Origin of the sequence: Azospirillum sp. B4 (assembly GCF_000333275.1) — a bacterium.
Classification (GTDB): domain Bacteria; phylum Pseudomonadota; class Alphaproteobacteria; order Azospirillales; family Azospirillaceae; genus Nitrospirillum.
In genome coordinates this window covers 1-3,251 of sequence record NZ_BACU01000084.1, presented here as the reverse complement: position 1 = coordinate 3,251, position 3,251 = coordinate 1, and the positions used below count along the sequence as shown (strand labels likewise).

The following is a 3,251-nucleotide window of genomic DNA, read 5'->3' as shown; positions in this document are numbered from 1 at the left end:
CCGGTACCGATACCCAGCGCGCCAACGCCCTCCTCCAAGAACTCCGCACCCTCGCCAGTGACTGGCCCCAAGACACAGCCGTCCGCGAGCAACTGGCCAAGGGGTTGTTCAACGCCTTCAACGATGCGGACAGCGACACCCAGCGCGCCAACGCCCTCCTCCAAGAACTCCGCACCCTCGCCAGTGACTGGCCCCAAGACACAGCCGTCCGCGAGCGACTGGCCAAGGGGTTGTTCAACGCCTTCGCACGCGCCGGTACCGATACCCAGCGCGCCAACGCCCTCCTCCAAGAACTCCGCACCCTCGCCAGTGACTGGCCCCAAGACACAGCCGTCCGCGAGCGACTGGCCAAGGGGTTGCTCAACGCCTTCAACGATGCCGACAGCGACACCCAGCGCGCCAACGCCCTCCTCCAAGAACTCCGCACCCTCGCCAGTGACTGGCCCCAAGACACAGCCGTCCGCGAGCAACTGGCCAAGGGGTTGTTCAACGCCTTCGCACGCGCCGGTACCGATACCCAGCGCGCCAACGCCCTCCTCCAAGAACTCCGCACCCTCGCCAGTGACTGGCCCCAAGACACAGCCGTCCGCGAGCCACTGGCCAAGGGGTTGTTCAACGCCTTCGCACGCGCCGGTACCGATACCCAGCGCGCCAACGCCCTCCTCCAAGAACTCCGCACCCTCGCCAGTGACTGGCCCCAAGACACAGCCGTCCGCGAGCCACTGGCCAAGGGGTTGTTCAACGCCTTCGCACGCGCCGGTACCGATACCCAGCGCGCCGACGCCCTCCTCCAAGAACTCCGCACCCTCGCCAGTGACTGGCCCCAAGACACAGCCGTCCGCGAGCAACTGGCCAAGGGGTTGTTCAACGCCTTCAACGATGCGGACAGCGACACCCAGCGCGCCAACGCCCTCCTCCAAGAACTCCGCACCCTCGCCAGTGACTGGCCCCAAGACACAGCCGTCCGCGAGCGACTGGCCAAGGGGTTGTTCAACGCCTTCGCACGCGCCGGTACCGATACCCAGCGCGCCAACGCCCTCCTCCAAGAACTCCGCACCCTCGCCAGTGACTGCCCCCAAGACACAGCCGTCCGCGAGCCACTGGCCAAGGGGTTGTTCAACGCCTTCGCACGCGCCGGTACCGATACCCAGCGCGCCAACGCCCTCCTCCAAGAACTCCGCACCCTCGCCAGTGACTGGCCCCAAGACACAGCCGTCCGCGAGCGACTGGCCAAGGGGTTGGGGATCGCGGTGCTTCAGGCCGCATCAGCTACGCCCCGGCGTGACGAAGAGGCGAACACACGATTGGAGGAACTGACGGACTTGGCGCGGACGCATCCGGAGGACCAAGGCGTGGCGCAGGTCCTGGCGGTTGTACTCGACAGGCTCTCCCCGCCCGACCAAGGGTGACGCGCCGAGCCCTACCCCGCCCGCCCCTTCACCCACAGCAGCGCCGCGACGCGGAGCGCGCTGGACAGGTTGCCGTCGCGGTGGCCGTCGATCTCCTCCACCAGGGCGTTGACCGAGAGGTCGCGGGATGCGGCCATGTCCTTCAGGGTTTCCCAGAAGGGTTCCTCCAGCGTCACGCTGGTGGGGTGGCCGGCGATCAGGACGGAACGCTTGCGCAGGGTCATGCGGTCGCTTTCTGGTGATCGGCCACGGCGTCGACCACGGCGCGGGTGAGGAAGGCCAGGTCGTCGGCGTCCATGGTGAAGGACGGGGTGAGGTAGACGATGCGGCCGAAGGGCCGCACCCACACGCCCCGGTCGATCAGGCGGCGCTTCAGGCCGTTCATGTCGGTGATGCGCTCCAGCTCCACCACGCCGATGGCGCCCAGGGTGCGCACGTCCTTGACGCCGGGCAGGGCGCGGCAGGGTTCCAGGCCGGCGGCCAGGCCCTGGGAGATCGCCGCCACCTGCGCCAGGCGGGGCTCGCTCTCGAACAGGTCGAGGGAGGCGTTCGCGGCGGCGCAGGCCAGCGGGTTGGCCATGTAGGTGGGGCCATGCATCAGGGCGGCCAGGGCGTTGTCCGACCAGAAAGCCTGGAAGATCCGGTCGCTGGCCACGGTGGCGGCCAGGGCCATGGTGCCGCCGGTCAAGGCCTTGGACAGGGTGAGGATGTCCGGCACCACGCCGGCGGCCTCACAGGCGAACAGGGTGCCGGTGCGGCCGAAGCCGGTGAAGATCTCATCGAAGATCAGCAGCAGGCCGTGGCGGTCGGCCGCGGCGCGCAAGCACCGAAGCACGGCGGCGTCATGGAACAGCATGCCGCCCGCCCCCTGCACCAGCGGTTCCACCAGGATGGCGGACAGGGTGTGGGCATGGGCGTCCAGGTCGCGCTCAAACCGCGCCGTGGACTCCGCATCCACCGGCAGGTCCAGGATCAGATGCTGGGGCAGCAGGCCGGCGAACAGGCTGTGCATGCCCTCCTCCGGGTCGCACACCGCCATGGTGGCGATGGTGTCGCCGTGATAGCCGCCGCGGAAGGCCGCCAGCTTGGTGCGGCCGGGTACGCCCCGGTTCAGCCAGTATTGCGTCGCCATCTTCATGGCGATCTCGACGGAGACGGAACCGCTGTCGCAGAAGAACACGCGGTTGAGGTCACCGGGCAGCATCGCCGCCAGGCGCGCGGCCAGGGTGTAGGCCGGCTCATGCGCCAAGCCGCCGAACATGACATGCGGCATGCGCGCCAGCTGCGCCTCGACCGCCTGGCGGATGTGGGGATGGTTGTAGCCGTGGCAGGCCGTCCACCAGCTGGCCACCCCATCCACCAGTTGCCGGCCATCGGCCAGGGTCAGGCGCACCCCCTCCGTCGCCACCACAGGCAGGGGCGGCAGGGCCGTCTTCATCTGGGTATAGGGCAGCCAGATATGCTGGCCGCCCTGCTGGAACCAATCGTTCCGGTCAGGAAACGATCCAGGACTAACCATGATCAGTGGCCACAGGCCCCGGAACAGCCACCCTCGCCGGGGTGGGCGTGGCCCTCGCCGGCGTGCCCCTCATCAGCGCAGCCTTCCTCGACCACGTCCATGGTGGTCATGCCCAGGCGGGCCAGTAGCTGCTTGTCATGATCAGCCACCGGGTTGGCGGTGGTCAGCAGCTTCGGCCCGTAGAAGATGGAGTTGGCGCCGGCCAGGAAGCACAGGGCCTGGGTTTCATCGCTCATGCCCTCGCGCCCGGCCGACAGGCGGACCATGGAGGCGGGCATGGTGATCCGGGCCACCGCGATGGTGCGCACGAAGTCGATGGGGTC

The 3,251-nt window shown here is 68.6% G+C and carries 3 protein-coding genes and 1 pseudogene; 1 reads left to right on the top strand and 3 read right to left on the bottom strand.

Annotation, left to right across the window (positions count from 1 at the left end):
* On the top strand, positions 1-1,409 hold a 1,409-nt coding region (locus I55_RS36800), incomplete at its 5' end, for a hypothetical protein (protein ID WP_044559245.1).
* Between the two features lie 11 nt (positions 1,410-1,420).
* On the opposite strand, the gene I55_RS04150 is transcribed toward I55_RS36800, so the two are convergent.
* From I55_RS04150 to I55_RS04140, 3 genes and pseudogenes are all read right to left on the bottom strand, one after another.
* Positions 1,421-1,633: a ribbon-helix-helix domain-containing protein gene (locus I55_RS04150; RefSeq protein WP_044559244.1), complete on the bottom strand. Its 213-nt coding sequence runs from the start codon at positions 1,631-1,633 to the stop codon at positions 1,421-1,423.
* Complete coding sequence (locus I55_RS04145; RefSeq protein ID WP_044559243.1) at positions 1,630-2,928, bottom strand: adenosylmethionine--8-amino-7-oxononanoate transaminase; 1,299 nt, start codon at positions 2,926-2,928, stop codon at positions 1,630-1,632. The genes I55_RS04150 and I55_RS04145 overlap by 4 nt, the downstream gene beginning before the upstream one ends.
* A 2-nt stretch (positions 2,929-2,930) precedes the next feature.
* Positions 2,931-3,251 (bottom strand): annotated as a pseudogene (locus I55_RS04140) (hypothetical protein); the annotation flags it as partial.